This window comes from Mesorhizobium sp. KACC 23794, from assembly GCF_052180275.1.
Taxonomy (GTDB): domain Bacteria; phylum Pseudomonadota; class Alphaproteobacteria; order Rhizobiales; family Rhizobiaceae; genus Kumtagia.
In genome coordinates this window covers 428,518-444,164 of sequence record NZ_CP197465.1, presented here as the reverse complement: position 1 = coordinate 444,164, position 15,647 = coordinate 428,518, and the positions used below count along the sequence as shown (strand labels likewise).

Below are 15,647 nucleotides of genomic sequence, written 5' to 3'. Positions count from 1 at the left end.
TCATATGCCTTCGCGTAAAAGCCTCGAAACATGCGAGGCAAAAGGCTATATGCGCCTCAAAAGGACTAGGAATGGCCCGCATTTACCAAACCCGCGCATGGCACGATCAGCTTTCGCCTTCCATCGAGGAATTCGAACTCATGGCGCTGGAAGCCTATGCGCATCTGCCGGAGGATTTTCGCAAGCTCACCGGCGAGGTCGTCATCGAGATCGCCGAGTTCCCGACCGACGAGATCATGGACGATCTTTCGCTGGAAACGCCGTTCGACCTGCTCGGCCTGTTCGAGGGCCGGGGCATCGCCGAGCGCTGGAACCCGGCGACCGGCGAAGGGCCGAACCGCGTCACCCTCTACAGGCGCGCCATCCTCGACTACTGGGCCGAGAATGAGGAAACGCTGGGTTCGATCGTCAACCACGTGTTGATCCACGAGATCGGCCACCATTTCGGCCTCTCCGACGACGACATGGACAAGATCGAGACGAGCGTCGAATAACGCTGTCTTGCCTGGCACGCGCCAGCCGTCCCTGCCGGATTGCGCCTCAGCCGGCGGGAGCCGGGGCGTAACGGCTGCCGAGCGAGTAGCGGCTGCCGGCATAGGTGAAGGTGTTGACGGTGGCGATCGCCGCGCCCGACCAGGTGCGCCGGTGCAGCAGCAGGCAGGGCTCGCCCAGCCGGATCGCCAGATGCCGGGCGCTGAATGCGTCGGCCGGCACGGCGGAGATCACCTGCTCGACCTCGGTCAGCGGTGTCGCCCGCTGCAGGTAATCATAGGTGGTAATGGCGGAGAAATCCTGCCGGTGGTAGTCGGGTGCGAGGTCCGGATTGACGAAGCGCTCCTCCAGTTGCACCGGAACGTCGTTCTCGAAATGCACGACGATCGAATGCGCGACAGGACGCCGGGCGGCGAACTCAAACGCCGCGACCAGTTCCGGCTCGGGTTCGGCGATAAGCTCCACAAGCACCATCCCGGCACGATGCCGGCTGCCCCGCGCCCGGATCTCGCTGGCGATGTTGGCGATCTCGATCAGCGTCGATTGCGGTTTCGGTGGCGCCACGAAGGTGCCGACACCCTGGATGCGCAGCAGATGACCTTCGGAGGTCAGCTCGCGCAACGCCCGATGCACCGTCATGCGCGATACGCCCAGCGCGCTGACCAGCTCGTTCTCGGACGGCAGACGGCGATCCTTCGACCACTTCCCGCTGCCGATGTTGGCGAGCACGAAGTCCTTGACCTTTTCGTAGAGCGGGCTGGCCGTGTCCGGAAGGCCGGGCGAGGGTTCGGGCGCGGCATCCTCGTTGCGGCCGGTCATCGCGCAGCCTCTGCCGGGACCATGCGTATGATCGTCTTCAGCCCGGTGCTTTTACCGGCGAGCAGCCGCGCATAGGCCGCGGGGATGCCGTCGATACCGATCTCCTCGTCGATCAGTTGCAGGAGCTGCGGCTGAAGCGTCGGCAGCAGACCGGCCGCTTCAGCGAGCTCATCGGCGTAGACATGGCAGCCGACCAGCGAAATCTCGCGCTCGACCAGCAGGTTGGGGTCGAGGTCGAGCCGGCCATGGGCGATGCCGACCAGACCGAGCGTGCCTCCTCCCGCAAGCAGTTCCACCAGCGCCATGATCGCCGGCACGCTGCCGGTCGCATCGAGTGCGTGTCGCAACGGGCGTTCGCCAAGAACCGCCGCGATCGATACCTTGTCCAGCGCGACCGGATGTGCCCCGGCAACCTCGACGACGAGCGCGGCACGTGCCAGATTACGATCCGCGACCAGCACCGGTCCGTCATGCAACCGCGACAAGAGCAGCGCGGCAAATCCGCCGATCGGGCCGCAGCCGGCGAGCAGTATTGGCTCGGCCTTCACCATGTTTAGCCGGCGAATGGCATGCAGCGCCACTGCCAGCGGTTCAGCCATAGCTGCCACGCGCGGATCGAGCGCGGGATCGTGGCGGACGAGGAGGCGCGCAAGCAAAACCGCTTGCTCGGCAAAGCCGCCGTCGCAAACCTCGCCGACGAAACCCAGCGTCTCGCACACGTTGTGCCGTCCCGCCCGGCAATTCGCACACGCGCCGCACCAGAAGCGCGAATCGGCGACGACGGTGTCGCCCGGCGCAAGATCCGGCACACCCGCGCCGACAGCGGTGACGACGCCGGCGAATTCGTGACCGGCGGTGCTCGGGCTGCGCGAGATCCACTGGCCGGTACGGAAATTGTGCAGGTCCGAGCCGCAGATGCCGGCGGCTACAACCTTCAGCCGCACCCAGCCGGGTTCGGGATCGCCGGGTGCGGGAACATCCTCGACACGCAAGTCGCCGGCCGCGTAGAGCCGCGCCGCCTTCATCGGATCACGCCTTCGCTAGATAGTGTTCACGCACGGCCGACACCGCGTGTTCGTGCGACGAAAATCCCTCGTAGCGCGCCAGCGTATGCGCGGCCTTCGCGAATTGCGGATAGGCGGACGCCGTCACGTAACCGATCGACGAGCGCTTGACGAAATCGGTCACCGACAGCGGTCCGCAGGTGCGCGCCCAGCGGCTGGTCGGCAGCACGGCATTGGGGCCGAGTCCGAAGTTGCCGATCGACACGGGCGTATAAGGCCCCATCAGGATTTCCGCCGCCTCGGTGATATGGCCGAGATGGGCAAACGGATCGGTCGAAAGAATCTCCAGATGCTCCGGCGCATAGGCGTTGACGAACCGGTAGCTCTCCTCGATCGACGGGGTCAGCACGATGCCGCCGAACGGGCCGGTGAGCACGGCGGTCGAGAAGGTGACGCGCTGCTCGGTCATGCGCGCCCAATGGTCCGGCAGGGCGGCCAGCGCCTCCTCGGCGACACGCCTGCTGTGCGTCACCAGATAGGCGGAAGAGTCGGGGCCATGTTCCGCCTCGATCAGCAGGTCCAGCGCCGCCAGCCCGCCATGTACGCTGTTGTCGGCGAGGACGATCGCCTCCGACGGCCCTGCCGGCAGGCCGGGATCGATGGTACCCGCCAGCAGCCGCTTGGCCGCGACCACCCACGGGCTACCGGGGCCAACGATCTTCAGCGCCTTCTTCACTGTCTCGGTGCCGTAGGCGACTGCCGCAACGGCCTGCGCGCCGCCAACCTTGTAGACCGTCCCGACGCCGGCAATGCGCGCCGCCACCAACGTCGCCGCATCGACCGAACCGTCGGGCGCCGGGGGCGTGACGATGGCGATGTCCGGTACGCCGGCGACCACCGCCGGAACGGAGGTCATCATCGTCACCGAGGGAAACGCCCCCTTGCCGCGCGGCACATAGAGCGCGACGGAACGGATCGGCGTAAACCGGTCGCCGGCATAGGCGCCGGGGCGCATCTCCTTCAGCCACATCGCCTCGGGCTTCTGCTCCTCATGGAAATGCCGGATATTGTCGATGCCGAAGCGGATCGACTCCACCACCTCCTGCTCGACGAGCGAAAAGGCACGGTCGAATTCGGCCTCGGTCACCTTCAGCGCGCCGGGCTTCACGTCCGCCTTGTCGAGGTCGCGCGCAAAACGCAGCAGCGCCGCATCGCCTTCGGTGCGAACCGCCTCGATGATCGGCCCGACCTTGTCGATGAAGCCCGAGAGATCGGTCTCCGAACGCTTCATCAGCGCCTCGCGCTGGTCGGGTCCCAGCTTGGCCAGTTCATGAAAGGAGACGTTTCTTTGCATGGCATTTCCTTCCGGCCGGAGCCGGTCACTTTGACTTGAGGAAAATTTCCAGCCCGACCAGCCTGTCGAGCAACACGATGGCAAGGCCGGAGCAGGCAATGAACACCACCGAGATGGCGGCCAGGTCGGGCGTGATGATGGAGCGGATCGAATTGTAGATCTGCACCGGAAGCGTCACGATGCGCGCGTCGGTCAACAGCAGGCTGACCAGAAACTCGTTCAGCGCCAGGATGAACATCAGCAGCGAGCCGGTGATGACGCCGGGCATCACTGCCGGCAGGGTGACCGAGAAGAACACCTGCAGCGGCGGCGCGCCGCAATTCGCGGCGGCGAGTTCGAGGTCGGGGTCGAGGCCGGCCGCGCTCGCCGTCACCGCCCAGATCATGAAGGGCAGGTTGATGACGCAGCAGGCGATGCCGACCGGCCAGAGCTGCCCGAGCACGCCTGCATTGCCGAAGATGAGCATCAGGCCGATCCCCGAACCGATCAGCGGGATGGTGAAAGGCAGCAGCAGGTAGACCTGAATCGTCCTCTCGAAACGCACCGCGTATTTGGCGAGCGTGATGCCCGCCAGCGTTCCCACCGGAATGGCAACGACCGTACAGACGGCCGCCACCCACAGCGTGCGCAGGAACGCGTTGCGCAGGTCGCTCGCCTGGGAGATCGCCGCATACCATTTCAGCGACAATCCGTCGGGCGGGAAGGTGATGATATTGCCCGCAGTGAAAGAGGCGCCGAGCACGACGACGGTCGGCGCCGACAGCGTGACGATCGCCACCACAACGAACGCCCACAGCACCAGCCGTTTCGACAGCGGCTCCCTCATTTGCGCGCCCTCGCAACGGCCAGCGTGCCGGCACCAAACAGCGCGAACACCAGCCCGACCACGATCGAGCCCAGCGCCACCAGCATCAGCGCCAATGTTGCGCCAAGCCCCTGGTCGGAGGTGCGGAAGAACTGGTCGTAGATCGCGTTGGCGATGAAATCCTGCGATCCGCCGCCGAGGATTGCCGGAACCGCGAAATCGGTAAGCGACAGCGTCACCACCACCACGCCGGCGCCGATGAAACCGGGCCGCGCCAGCGGCAGCACGACATGGAGGAAGGTGCGAACCCAATTGGCGCCGAGCGAGCCGGCCGCCGCCTCAATCTCTTCCGGAATGGCCGTGAGGGCAGGCGCCAGCATCAGCACGGCGAAGGGCAGCATGTATTGGATGAGGCCGAACAGCACTGCCGGATAGTTGTAGATAAGACGCATAGGCGGGACGCCCACCAGCCCGAGCGCTTCGTTCACCATGCCCTGGTTGCCCAAAATGATCAGCCAGCCATAGGCGCGCACCACCTGGCCGATGAAGAACGGCAGGAACAGCGCGATCAGCAGGATTTTCCGCAGCGCGGAAGAACGGGTCCTTACCATCAGATAGGCATAGGGAAAGGCGAAGATCAGCGTCACGACCGTGACGATCACCGCCGCCAGCAGGCTGCGCCAGGCGACGACGGCGAACAGCGGCTCGGTGACGGCGCGGCGGTAGTTTGCCAGCGAATAATCTTCGGAGAACAGGAAGGTCGTGGTGTCCAGCGTGCGCAGGCTGGCATCCGCCATCTGCGCCAGCCCGAGCACCAGCAGTCCGACCAGCAGCACCGCCGGCGCCAGCATCAGATACGGCGTGGCGCGCGCCATCCGCCTCGGCCAGGCGAATGCCGCCAAGGCTTCCAGCGCATCCATGATGCGCCAGGTGAGGGGGTAGGCTGTGCGTGATGTCGCCATAGAATTCCTGATTCACATAGGCGCCGCCGGTGCGGCCAGATCACCCTCCCCCTTGAGGGGAGGGTCGACGAGACGGCGTAGCGAAGCGAAGCCGACGAGGCGGGGTGGGGTCGCTTCAGGATGGGGCACCTCTTGAACGACCCCGCCCCGCGTCAAAACCTTGCGTTCGCTCAGCTTTCTCTGCCCCGGCCCTCCGCTATGGTTCCGGGCGTTCGTCGTTCGAAAAGCCAAGTCGTTCGCTTTTCGCCGGCCACGTCCGGACGTTTCTCACCCCTGCATGATCGCCTTGAACTTTCCGAACCAGTCGCTTTCGTTCTCGACCTGCACCTTGGAGGAAATGCGGATGAGGTTCTTGAAATCCTCTTCCTTGGTTGGATAGGACGGGTCGCCGACGAGATCGGCGGGCGGCGTCAGGCCGGGCACGACCCCGGGCAGGCCGAGACCGTCGAGCCACACCTGCTGCGCTTCCTTGGTCAGGGCGAAGTTAATGTATTGCTTGGCCCAGTAGAGTTCGTTCTCCGGCAGGCCCTTGGGAATCCACAGCCCGTCGGTGTCGAACTTGCAGCCTTCCTCCGGCACCACCCAGCTGATGTCGATGCCGTTCTTCTTGGCCTCGCGGGCATTGGTGGAAATCGTGCAGGCGGCATCGATCTCGCCGTTCTGGAACCAGGTCGTGAAGTCCGGGTCCTCGCCGAGCAGCGGCTTCTGTTCTTTCATCTTGGCAACGAAATCCCAGGCCGCCTGCATGTTCGCCGGAATGTCCTCCAGCTTGCCGCCGCCGGCAACCTGCGCCGGGAAATGGAAGCCGATGCCGTCATTGTAGAAGGCGACCCGGCCCTTCAGCTCCGGATCGAGCAAATCTTTCCACGACTTCGGCGCGCCATCCGGGAAGGCAGCCGGCCGGTAGGCGAGCACATAGACGTAGCCGTAGGTGTTGACGATCGGATAGCCGTCGAGCCCGACCGGCTTGGCAAGGTCGGTCACATTGGCCAGGTTCGGCAGGTCGGAGAGATCCTCGGTCACGCCGCGCAGCGCCGATTTCGTCGCGTTGGTGGTCGTATCCCAGTTGATGTGGATCGGCGGCACGCGCTTCTGGGCGACCGCCGCCCAGACCTTCGGCTGGATCTCGTTGTCCTCGGTCAGGTCGTGGCGCACGGCAACGCCGGTCGCCTTGGTGAAGGGATCGGACACGCCGGCCTTCAGGCTGTCGACCCAGCTGCCGCCCCAGGCGCGCACGATGATCTCGGCTGGTTTTGCCGGCTCCTGCGCGAAGGCGCCGCGCAGGCCGAGCGCGGATGCACCGCCGAGCGCCGAAGCACCCTGCAGCAGCATGCGGCGATTGACGTAAGGCATGGAAAGCTTCTGCTCTTTCATTGTCGTTCTCCTCTGGTTGGTTTCTGGTTGGCTTCAGGCAAATACGAGCACGTCCCGGGCATTCCACCCGAGGACAACTTTCGAACCGATCTCATGCTGGGAATGGCCTTCGGGGTCATGGTCGAAGACCCTGAGCACGGCGCCGCCAAGCGCGGCGACCGTGACTTCGTAGACGACCCGTTCGCCTTCGAAGATCGCATCGGACACCACGCCCCCGATGACCATGTTCAACTCCGAGAGCCGGCCGGCATCGCCCGCGATCCGGATCTGCTCGGCGCGAATCGCGCCCGAGGCGGTTCCGCCGACCTTGGGCGGCGACTGAGGATCACCAGTCGTTCCCCGGATTTCGAGGTCGCCATGAACCAGCGACACAAGGCCGCCCTGGACCTCTCGCACCGTCCCGCTCAGGAAATTCGTCACGCCGATGAAATTGGCGACAAAGGCATTGTGCGGCTGGCGATAGGTGATGGCCGGGCGGGCGATCTGCTGGATCTCGCCCTTGTCCATGACGATAATCTCGTCGGAGACGACCAGCGCCTCGCGCTGGTCGTGCGTGACGTTGATCGTCGTGACGCCGAGTTCGCGCTGGATACGGCGGAATTCCAGCTGCATCTCCTCGCGCAGCTTGCGGTCGAGCGCGGCAAGCGGCTCGTCGAGCAGCAACAGATCGGGCTCGAACACCAGCGCCCGGGCAATCGCCACCCGCTGCTGCTGGCCGCCGGAGAGTTCGTGGATGCGCCGGCCGCCATAACCGCCGAGTTTTACCAGATCGAGGTAGCGGTCGACGCGCTCGGGAATCGTGCGGGCATCGCGCCGTCGCATCTTCAGCGGAAAGGCGACGTTCTCGGCGGCCGTCATATGCGGAAACAGCGCCAGTTTCTGGAACACCATGCCGATAGACCGCCTATGCGGGGGAACAGCGCTAACCGCCTCGCCATTGATGAATATCTCGCCGGCGGTGGGGGTCTGGAAACCGGCAATCATCCGCAGCAAGGTCGTCTTGCCGGAGCCTGACGGGCCGAGGATGGTCAGGAACTTGCCCCTGGGCAGATCGAAGGACGCATCCTTGACCGCAGGGACCCCATCGAAGTCCATGCCGACATTTCGAACCGCGACTGCGACCGGAAGGGCGCCGGCGGCTTGTGCGGCCGCTATCGCCGGGATCGCCTCCTGCATGCGACTATCCTTGCTTGAAGCAGGCCGATCATAGGGTCGTTAACTCGTATATACAAGTACGTACAACCAGGAATCCATCCCGCCTTGCGATGTCTCTGGCCGTCAGACGGAAGCCAGATAACCGCCGTCGATCGGAATGCAATGGCCGGTGACATAGGCCGACGCGTCACTCGCCAGAAACACCACCGTTCCGCCGATATCCTGCATGGTGCCAAATCGCCTCTGCGGGATCTTGGCCAGCATCGCCTTCTGCCACTCCGCATCCTGATAGAACACGTCGGTCATCGCCGTATGGAAGTAACCGGGGGCGATGGCGTTGACGCGGATGCCCAGCGGCGCCCACTCGGTGGCAAGCGCCCGCGTCATGCCGAGCAGCCCGGTCTTCGACGAACCGTAGGCGACAGCGGTAGGGATGCCGACATAGGAGGTGAGCGAGCACAGATTGATGATCGCACCGCCCTTGCCGCTGGCCGCCATGCGTTTCGCCGCAGCTTGCGCCGCGAAGAACGCGCCTTTCAAATTGGTCTCGACGATCCTGTCCCACAGCGCCTCGTCAACCTCGAGGGACGGGCGCACCTCCTCGTAGCCGGCATTGTTGACGAGGATATCGAGCCCGCCGAACTGTCCGGCAGCACCAGCGATCGCTTCGCTCGATCCGGGAATGTCGGTGACATCATGCGCAATCGCGATGCACCGCCGGCCGACCGCCTCGACCTTCGCCCTTGTTTCCGCAAGCGAATCCAGGCCGCGCGCCGAGACGGCGACGTCTGCGCCGGCCTCGGCCAGCGCCTCGGCGATGGCCTGTCCGATGCCGCGGCTGGCGCCGGTCACGAAGGCCTTGCGGCCGGTCAGGTCGAAATAACGGGTCATGAAGCACTCATCGGGATACCGCCGATCGACGGTAACGAAACCGGAACACGAAACGCCCGGACTTGTCCATCCATCCTAAGCGGACGCGCAGGCGTCTCGATCAATTCTGGATTTCAAGCCGCCCATGTTATAGGCGGGGCTAGGATTCCTTGCCCGCAAACCGATCGGACGTGCCGTGACGCCAAAAACCCTGATCGAGATCGGCCTCGCAGCCGGCCGCGAGATCATGGCGGTCTATGCGGACAGCACGTTCGGGCACCGGCATAAGGGTGACGGATCGCCGGTGACGGAGGCCGACCACCGGGCGGAAGCCGTTATCCTTCAAGCACTTGCCGCCAAGGCCGGCGACATACCGGTGATCGCCGAGGAAGAGGTTTCGGCTGGCCGCGTTCCAGCGGCGTCAGAAAAATTCTTCCTCGTCGACCCGCTCGACGGCACCCGCGAATTCATCAATCGCAACGGTGAGTTCACGGTCAACATCGCCCTGGTCGACCGGGGCATCCCGGTGATGGGCATGATCTACGCCCCGGCGCTGGGACAGGTCTTCGCCGCCGTGAACGGCTCGGCCTGGCGCGCCGATGTCGACCACGGACGGGCGGGCGAATTGCGGGCGATCAAGGCGCGGCCAGCGCCGAAACGCCTGGCCGCGGTCGGCAGCCGTTCTAATTGTACCGATGAAACAATGGCTTGGCTTAAGCGCTTCGATGTCGAAGGTTTCGTCTCGCGCGGTTCGTCGCTGAAATTCTGCCTGGTTGCATGCGGCGAGGCCGACATCTATCCGCGCTTCGGCCGCACGATGGAATGGGATACGGCGGCGGGAGATGCGATCCTGCGCGCCGCCGGCGGCGTCACCACCACCATCGACGGCAGGCCTCTCGGTTACGGCAATCGAGGCAGCGGGGCCGACGCGGATTTCGCCAACCCGTCCTTCGTGGCGTTCGGCGATCCGTCGCTGCGCGACGCGGCAGGCAGCCCCATTCTGAGCCCGTGAAGTCCGCAATATCGTTTGCAATCATAGGCTTGCGCGGCGCATCGGTCGCCAGGTGGCGAATCGAATTCACGCGAGGCCGTTTTTGACGGGCCAGACCATCCTTTTCCGTGGTTTTGACCTTCCTCGACAAGCCAATTCGCTGATCATTGTGCCTATGACATTTCCTTCCTCGCCCCTTGTGGGGTGCTGCCCTATTCTGGCTAACTGACGCGGAGGCAAGACGCCAAGCGAGGGACCCTGACCATGCCGCTTTTTCCGATTTCGAGACGTACGCTTCTGTCAGGCTCGGCCGTGCTGCTGGCCTCGACCGCGCTGCCTTCGACCTTGTGGGCGCAGGAGGCGAAGAAAGGCGGGCGCTTGATCGTCGCCGCCGATTCCGAGCCCCGCAATCTGAATCCGGCCATGGTGGCCTCGAACGGAGTCTTCTTCGTCTCCAGCAAGGTGGTCGAGACACTGGCCGAGGCCTCGTTCGACGGCAAGGACGGGCTGGAACCGAAACTGGCGACCAGTTGGGAGGGATCAGCCGACGGACTGACGATAACCTTCAAGCTGCGCGAGGGCGTGACCTGGCATGACGGCAAGCCGTTCACCTCGGCGGACGTCGCCTTCTCGGCGCTGCAGGTGTGGAAGCCGCTGCAGAATCTTGGCCGCGTGGTGTTCAAGGATCTGGAGGCCGTCGACACGCCTGACGAGCACACCGCCGTCTTCCGTTTCGCCAAGCCGACGCCGTTCCAGTTGATCCGCAACGCGCTGCCGCCGCTGACCAGCGTGCTGCCGAAGCATCTTTATGAAATCGGCAAGATCGAGGAGAATCCGGCTAACAATGCGCCGGTAGGCACCGGCCCGTTCAAGTTCGCCGAACACAAGCCGGGCGAATATTACCGGCTGGAGAAGAACACGGCCTACTGGGGCAAGGACCTGCCCTATCTCGACGAGATCGTCTATCGCGTGCTGCCCGACCGCGCGGCGGCGGCCGGCGCATTGGAAGCGGAAGAGATCCACCTTGCCGCATTCTCCGCGGTGCCGCTGGCCGACCTTGCCCGCATCGCGAAGGTCCCGGGCATCGAGGTGGTTTCGCGCGGTTATGAGGGGCTGACCTACCAGCTCGTGGTCGAGATCAACCATCGCCGCAAGGAACTGGCCGACCTCAAGGTGCGTCAGGCGATTGCGCACGCCATCGACAAGAAGTTCGTGGTCGACACGATCTTCCTCGGCTACGCAACCGCCTCGACCGGACCGGTGCCGGTCAACGACAAGCAGTTTTATACGGCGGACGTTCCGCAATACGCCTTCGACGTCGCCAAGGCCAACGCCCTGCTCGACGAGGCCGGCTACAAGCGCGGCGCCGACGGCAACCGGTTTACGCTGAAACTGCTGCCCGCGCCGTATTTCAACGAGACGCGCCAGTTCGGCGACTATCTGCGCCAGGCGCTGGCGGCCGTGGGCATCGACGCGCAACTGGTCAACAACGACGCCGCCGCGCACCAGACTGCGGTCTACAAGAACCATGATTTCGATCTGGCGGTCGCGCCGCCCGTCTTCCGTGGCGATCCGGCGATCTCGACGACCATCCTCGTGCAGAGCGGCATTCCGGACGGGGTGCCCTTCTCCAACCAGGGCGGCTACAAGAACGACGGCATAGACGCGCTCATTGCCAAGGCAGCTGAAACCATCGATCCGGCGGCGCGCACCGAACTCTATCGCGAATTCCAGAAGAAGGTCGAGGAAGACCTGCCGCTGATCAACGTCGCCGAATGGGGTTTCATCTCGGTGGCGCGGACATCCGTGAAGAACATCGCCAACAACCCCCGCTGGGTGGTGTCGAGCTGGGCGGATACGTGGGTGGACGCATAGGCGCGGGAACGCGCTTGCACGACATCGCCGCGGGTGCTCAATTCGTGAGGTGAGCGCCCTACGTTGCCCCCCCCCGTCCTGCCGGACATCTCCCCCGCAAGGGGGGAGATTGGACGGCCGTTTTGCTGTGGCCAATCTTCGACGTTGGGGACGAGACGCCGAAGTCGATCTTACCCCGCGCAGGGCAAATGTCCGACAAAGCGTAGAGAGACGCCATGGAACAGTGCTCATCGAAATCCGTCGGCACGAGGCCGATGCCGGGGGAACTGGAGGGGACAGTTTACTTAATTCCGCCTGCATCAACCTTGAAGCGCTGCGCCTTTCTGCGGAATTAAGTAAACTGTCCCCGGCCTCTGCACCGCCTCCGCAGCAAACCTTCGAACGGATTTCGAGTTTACGGCTGGGCCGAGCAGTACCTTTTCCCAAGGGCGAGCCGCAGCAGCGGAAATCTCACGCGGACGGAATGAAACAATGCCATCCCCCGCACCTCTCCCGGACTGACGCGAAGAATGCGGCGGCTCGTCAAGCTTCCCCATGAACCGCATCCGCGCTCTCATCCTTCGCCGGCTTATCGGCGCCCTTCCCGTTCTGGCGATCGTCATCGTCGGGGGGTTCCTGCTGCTCGAGGCAGCGCCCGGCGACGCGGTCGACGCCTATGTCGTGTCGGTCGGCGGTGACGCGCAGATGATCGAGGAACTGCGCCGAGCCTGGGGCCTCGACCAGTCGGCGTGGGCGCGCCTGGCCTTTTATCTCTGGTCGCTAGTCCATCTCGACCTCGGCCAGTCCGTCACCTTTTCGCGCCCTGTGCTCGATGTCGTGCTGCAGCGGCTGCCCAACACGCTGCTGCTGATGGGCAGCGCGACGGCGCTGTCCTTCTCGCTCGGATCGCTGCTGGGAATCCTCGCCGGCTCGCGGCCGGGCAGCCTTCGCGACCGGCTGCTGTCGGTCGGCTCGCTGGCGCTTTACGCGGTGCCGGGATTCTGGCTCGGGCTGGTGCTGAGCGTGGTCTTCGCCGTGCAACTGCGCTGGCTGCCGGGCAGCGGCATCGAGACCATCGCCTCGGGCAAGGCCGGCCTGGACCGGGCGCTGGATATCGCCCGTCATCTCGTGCTGCCTGTCGCCAGCCTCGGCTTGATCTACCTCGCCCTCTATCTCAGGGTCATGCGCGCCGGCATGGCGGAGGCATGGCGCATGGACTACGTGCTGGCCGCACGGGCCCGCGGCGTGCCGCGCCGGCGCATCGTCATCCGCCATGTCGCCCGGAACGCGCTGCTCCCGCTTGTCACCATGCTCGGCCTGCAATCCGCCGCCATGCTCGGCGGCAGCGTCGTCATCGAAAGCCTGTTCTCCATCCCCGGCCTCGGGAGGCTGGCGCAGGAGGCCGTGAGTTCGCGCGACACGCCGCTGCTGCTGGGCATCATCCTGGTGAGCGCGGTGCTGGTGATCGTCATCAATCTGGTCGTCGACTGCCTTTACGCGGTGCTCGACCCGCGCGTCGGCGCCAGCGAGGCGACGGCATGACACGCGTGGGGTTCTTCAGGTCGCCGGAAGCCGTTGCCGGCGTCACGATCCTCGTGGCGATCGCCGCGATGGCGCTTTTCGCGCCGGTGCTCTTTCCGGCTGATCCCCTCTCCATCGCCGGAGCGCCGCTGATCCCGCCGTTCCAGGACTGGTCGCATGCGCTCGGCACCGACAGGCTCGGCCGCGACGTGCTCGCCGGCCTCTTCCATGGCGCACGCACCTCGCTGACGGTCGGACTGGCGGCGGCGGCGGCGGCGATCGTCCTTGGCAGCGTCGTCGGCACTGTGGCGGGTTTTGCCGGCGGCCTTGCCGACGAGGTGTTGATGCGCATCACAGACGCGTTCCAGACCGTGCCGGCCTTCCTGCTGGCGCTAGCCTTCGTCAGCGTCGTCGGCCCCTCGCTCGGCACCGTTGTCGCGGCGATCGCGCTTGGCGCCTGGACAGGACCCGCCCGCATCGCCCGCGCCGAAATCCTGTCCCTGCGCGAACGCGACTTTGTCGCAGGCGCACGCATCATCGGCATGCATCCGGGCGAGATCGCCTTCCGCGAAGTTTTGCCCAACGCGCTGCCGCCGGTGCTGGCCCTGAGCTCGGTGATCGTCGCGGGCGCGGTGCTGATCGAGGCGTCGCTCTCGTTCCTCGGCCTGGGCGACCCGAACCGGGTGACCTGGGGCGGCATGATCGCCGAGGGACGCACGGTGCTGCGTTCCGCGCCGTTCCTGTCGATCATTCCAGGCATCGCGCTCGTGCTCTCGGTGCTCGGCGTCTATCTCGCAGGCGAGGGCGTCGTCGAGGCATCGGCGGCGCGCCGGAGTTTTTCGTGACCGCGCTGCTGGCGATCTCCAGATTGCGGGTGCGTTACGGCGCGCGGCAAGCCGAGGCGCTGCGGGGGATCGACCTGACGGTCGGCGCCGGCGAGCGCGTCGCCGTGATCGGCGAGAGCGGCTCCGGGAAGAGCACGCTGGCCCTGGCGATCGCCGGACTGCTGCCGCCCAAAACGTCGACCGACGGCATCATCGGCTGGCCGGGACTTCCCCGCCCGCCGCGCAACGGCAAGGACATCGGTTTCGTCTTCCAGGACCCCGGCGCGACGCTCGATCCGGTGATGACGGTCGGCCGTCAGGTGGCGGAGGTCGCGGAAGTGCATCTCGGCCTCGGCAGCCGGGCGGCGCTCGGCCTCGCGGCGGAGCTGTTCGAGCGGGTGCGGCTGCCCGCGCCGCACACGCTCGTCCATGCCTATCCGCACCAGCTTTCGGGCGGGCAGCGGCAGCGCGTCGGCATCGCCGCCGCGATCGCCGCCGGACCGGCGCTGCTGATCGCCGACGAACCGACCAGCGCCCTCGACACCATCGTCCAGGCCGACATCGTCGGACTGATCGGCCGTCTCGTCCGCGAGACCGGCATGTCGCTGCTGATCGTCAGCCACGACATCGCTCTGGCGGCAACGATCGCCGACCGCATCGTCGTGCTGAAGGATGGCGCGATCGTCGAGGCGGGCGCCGCCCTGGACATCGTGCAGAGGCCGCGCGAACCCTATACACGCTCCTTGCTGGCGGCGGCGCTGAGCCTCGACCCTGTCGAGGACTGGCAGACACGATGAGGACGCCGGGGCCGCTCTTGCAGGCGACCGGCCTGCGAAAGGATTTCCGCCGCGGCGAGGATCGATTCGCCGCCCTTGCCGGTGTCGACCTGGACATCGCGGCTGGCGAGACGCTGGCGCTGGTCGGCCCCTCCGGCAGCGGGAAATCGACGCTGGCGCGCGTGCTGATGCGGCTTGCGGAGCCGGACTCGGGCACGCTGCGCTTTGCCGGCGAAGACCTGCTGGCCTTGCGCGGATCGCGGCTGCGCGTCTTGCGGCGGCGGTTCCAGATGGTGTTCCAGGATCCGCTGTCGGCCTTCAACCCCCGCACCACGGTGGAGCGCGCGCTCGACGATCCCCTGCGCATCCATGCGATCGCCGGACGGGCGGCGCGGCCCCGCGCCATCGGTGCGCTGCTGGAGCGGGTGGGGCTTGCGGACGGCCTGCGCCACCGGCGCATCCACGAGATTTCCGGTGGTCAGCGGCAGCGCGTCGCCATCGCCCGCGCCATGGCGACCCGCCCGGAACTGATCGTGCTGGACGAAGCGGTGTCGGCGCTCGACGTCTCGGTGCGGGCGGATATCCTGGCGCTGCTTCTCGACCTGCAACGCCAGCACGACATCGCCTATCTCTTCATCTCGCACGACCTGGCGGTGGTCCGGCAGACCGCGCATCGCGTGGCGATCATGGACCAGGGCCGGATCGTCGAGACCGGCGACGCACGGCAGGTCATCGCCGCGCCGGCGTCGAAGATGGGGAAGGCGCTGCTGGCCGCCGCGATGAAGCTGCCCGGCGGATCGAACGTTTAGGCTGCAAATACGGTGCTGTCGTCCGCGAAGCGGGCGG

The 15,647-nt window shown here is 65.7% G+C and carries 15 protein-coding genes; 7 read left to right on the top strand and 8 right to left on the bottom strand.

Annotation, left to right across the window (positions count from 1 at the left end; genetic code table 11):
- Positions 1–71: 71 nt before the first annotated feature.
- Entirely contained in the window at positions 72–494 is a 423-nt protein-coding gene (locus ACSBOB_RS02335; RefSeq protein WP_442580862.1) for a metallopeptidase family protein, read from the top strand.
- 46 nt (positions 495–540) lie between these two features.
- Here ACSBOB_RS02335 and hutC read toward each other — a convergent pair whose 3' ends face one another.
- From hutC to ACSBOB_RS02295, 8 genes are all read right to left on the bottom strand, one after another.
- Entirely contained in the window at positions 541–1,311 is a 771-nt protein-coding gene (gene hutC / locus ACSBOB_RS02330; RefSeq protein WP_442580861.1) for a histidine utilization repressor, read from the bottom strand.
- Positions 1,308–2,336, bottom strand: a complete 1,029-nt coding sequence (locus ACSBOB_RS02325) for a zinc-dependent alcohol dehydrogenase (RefSeq protein WP_442580860.1) — start codon at positions 2,334–2,336, stop codon at positions 1,308–1,310. The genes hutC and ACSBOB_RS02325 overlap by 4 nt, the downstream gene beginning before the upstream one ends.
- 4 nt (positions 2,337–2,340) lie before the next feature.
- Positions 2,341–3,669: a histidinol dehydrogenase gene (hisD, locus tag ACSBOB_RS02320; RefSeq protein ID WP_442580859.1), complete on the bottom strand. Its 1,329-nt coding sequence runs from the start codon at positions 3,667–3,669 to the stop codon at positions 2,341–2,343.
- A gap of 25 nt (positions 3,670–3,694) precedes the next feature.
- Positions 3,695–4,495 carry an ABC transporter permease gene (locus ACSBOB_RS02315; protein ID WP_442580858.1) on the bottom strand — a complete coding sequence of 267 codons (801 nt, stop codon included), beginning with the start codon at positions 4,493–4,495 and terminating at the stop codon, positions 3,695–3,697.
- The gene (locus ACSBOB_RS02310; RefSeq protein ID WP_442580857.1) at positions 4,492–5,436 is read right to left on the bottom strand and encodes an ABC transporter permease; all 945 of its coding nucleotides are present in this window, start codon (positions 5,434–5,436) and stop codon (positions 4,492–4,494) included. The genes ACSBOB_RS02315 and ACSBOB_RS02310 overlap by 4 nt, the downstream gene beginning before the upstream one ends.
- Positions 5,437–5,703: 267 nt before the next feature.
- A complete protein-coding gene (locus ACSBOB_RS02305) occupies positions 5,704–6,810 on the bottom strand; it encodes an ABC transporter substrate-binding protein (protein ID WP_442580856.1) in 1,107 nt (368 codons plus the stop codon).
- Between the two features lie 33 nt (positions 6,811–6,843).
- Positions 6,844–7,986, bottom strand: coding sequence for an ABC transporter ATP-binding protein (locus ACSBOB_RS02300; RefSeq protein ID WP_442580855.1), 1,143 nt, complete (start codon positions 7,984–7,986; stop codon positions 6,844–6,846).
- 102 nt (positions 7,987–8,088) lie between these two features.
- Positions 8,089–8,856: an SDR family NAD(P)-dependent oxidoreductase gene (locus ACSBOB_RS02295; RefSeq protein ID WP_442580854.1), complete on the bottom strand. Its 768-nt coding sequence runs from the start codon at positions 8,854–8,856 to the stop codon at positions 8,089–8,091.
- A gap of 226 nt (positions 8,857–9,082) precedes the next feature.
- On the opposite strand from ACSBOB_RS02295, the gene cysQ reads away from it, so the two are divergent.
- From cysQ to ACSBOB_RS02265, 6 genes are all read left to right on the top strand, one after another.
- On the top strand, positions 9,083–9,847 hold the full coding sequence (gene cysQ, locus ACSBOB_RS02290) for a 3'(2'),5'-bisphosphate nucleotidase CysQ (protein WP_442583943.1): 765 nt from the start codon (positions 9,083–9,085) through the stop codon (positions 9,845–9,847).
- Between the two features lie 243 nt (positions 9,848–10,090).
- Complete coding sequence (locus ACSBOB_RS02285; protein ID WP_442580853.1) at positions 10,091–11,701, top strand: ABC transporter substrate-binding protein; 1,611 nt, start codon at positions 10,091–10,093, stop codon at positions 11,699–11,701.
- A 534-nt stretch (positions 11,702–12,235) separates the two neighbouring features.
- Positions 12,236–13,222, top strand: coding sequence for an ABC transporter permease (locus ACSBOB_RS02280; protein ID WP_442580852.1), 987 nt, complete (start codon positions 12,236–12,238; stop codon positions 13,220–13,222).
- Positions 13,219–14,046 (top strand): ABC transporter permease, encoded by an 828-nt coding sequence (locus tag ACSBOB_RS02275; RefSeq protein WP_442580851.1) that lies wholly within the window; start codon positions 13,219–13,221, stop codon positions 14,044–14,046. Before ACSBOB_RS02280 ends, ACSBOB_RS02275 begins: the two co-directional genes overlap by 4 nt.
- Positions 14,043–14,822: an ABC transporter ATP-binding protein gene (locus tag ACSBOB_RS02270; protein WP_442580850.1), complete on the top strand. Its 780-nt coding sequence runs from the start codon at positions 14,043–14,045 to the stop codon at positions 14,820–14,822. Before ACSBOB_RS02275 ends, ACSBOB_RS02270 begins: the two co-directional genes overlap by 4 nt.
- Positions 14,819–15,610, top strand: coding sequence for an ATP-binding cassette domain-containing protein (locus ACSBOB_RS02265; RefSeq protein WP_442580849.1), 792 nt, complete (start codon positions 14,819–14,821; stop codon positions 15,608–15,610). The genes ACSBOB_RS02270 and ACSBOB_RS02265 overlap by 4 nt, the downstream gene beginning before the upstream one ends.
- Positions 15,611–15,647 lie beyond the last annotated feature (37 nt).

Excerpts from the sequence above, each read along its gene's own strand:
- ACSBOB_RS02335 (WP_442580862.1), top strand. The coding sequence starts at position 72 with ATGGCCCGCATTTACCAAACCCGCGCATGGCACGATCAGCTTTCGCCT.
- ACSBOB_RS02285 (WP_442580853.1), top strand. The coding sequence starts at position 10,091 with ATGCCGCTTTTTCCGATTTCGAGACGTACGCTTCTGTCAGGCTCGGCC.
- ACSBOB_RS02295 (WP_442580854.1), bottom strand. The coding sequence starts at position 8,856 with ATGACCCGTTATTTCGACCTGACCGGCCGCAAGGCCTTCGTGACCGGC.
- ACSBOB_RS02325 (WP_442580860.1), bottom strand. The coding sequence starts at position 2,336 with ATGAAGGCGGCGCGGCTCTACGCGGCCGGCGACTTGCGTGTCGAGGAT.
- ACSBOB_RS02310 (WP_442580857.1), bottom strand. The coding sequence starts at position 5,436 with ATGGCGACATCACGCACAGCCTACCCCCTCACCTGGCGCATCATGGAT.
- ACSBOB_RS02300 (WP_442580855.1), bottom strand. The coding sequence starts at position 7,986 with ATGCAGGAGGCGATCCCGGCGATAGCGGCCGCACAAGCCGCCGGCGCC.
- ACSBOB_RS02275 (WP_442580851.1), top strand. The coding sequence starts at position 13,219 with ATGACACGCGTGGGGTTCTTCAGGTCGCCGGAAGCCGTTGCCGGCGTC.
- ACSBOB_RS02305 (WP_442580856.1), bottom strand. The coding sequence starts at position 6,810 with ATGAAAGAGCAGAAGCTTTCCATGCCTTACGTCAATCGCCGCATGCTG.
- ACSBOB_RS02280 (WP_442580852.1), top strand. The coding sequence starts at position 12,236 with ATGAACCGCATCCGCGCTCTCATCCTTCGCCGGCTTATCGGCGCCCTT.
- cysQ (WP_442583943.1), top strand. The coding sequence starts at position 9,083 with ATGGCGGTCTATGCGGACAGCACGTTCGGGCACCGGCATAAGGGTGAC.
- hisD (WP_442580859.1), bottom strand. The coding sequence starts at position 3,669 with ATGCAAAGAAACGTCTCCTTTCATGAACTGGCCAAGCTGGGACCCGAC.
- ACSBOB_RS02315 (WP_442580858.1), bottom strand. The coding sequence starts at position 4,495 with ATGAGGGAGCCGCTGTCGAAACGGCTGGTGCTGTGGGCGTTCGTTGTG.
- hutC (WP_442580861.1), bottom strand. The coding sequence starts at position 1,311 with ATGACCGGCCGCAACGAGGATGCCGCGCCCGAACCCTCGCCCGGCCTT.
- ACSBOB_RS02265 (WP_442580849.1), top strand. The coding sequence starts at position 14,819 with ATGAGGACGCCGGGGCCGCTCTTGCAGGCGACCGGCCTGCGAAAGGAT.